Here is a 290-nt window from a genome sequence, read left to right on the forward strand (position 1 = left end):
GTCTGCCGCGATTTCGCGCATCTGGCGATCACGCTTTGCCGCTCAATGAACATTCCGGCGCGCTATGTGAACGGCTATCTCGGCGACATCGGCGTGCCGGTCGATCCGGCGCCGATGGATTTTTCTGCTTGGATGGAAGTCTTCCTCGACGGCAAATGGTACACGTTCGATCCGCGCCACAACCAGCCACGCATCGGCCGGGTCGTCATCGCGCGCGGCCGCGACGCCACCGACGTGCCGCTGCTACACAGTTTCGGCCCGCACCGGCTCACCCTGTTCAGGGTCTGGAC

General features: G+C 63.8%; 1 protein-coding gene. It reads left to right on the top strand.

Annotated elements, in window-relative coordinates:
* Window positions 1-290: transglutaminase family protein (locus tag EN852_RS39610; RefSeq protein WP_135879960.1), on the top strand; the 290-nt coding region annotated here is incomplete at both ends.

The organism is Mesorhizobium sp. M2E.F.Ca.ET.209.01.1.1, assembly GCF_004010375.2.
Lineage (GTDB): Bacteria > Pseudomonadota > Alphaproteobacteria > Rhizobiales > Rhizobiaceae > Mesorhizobium.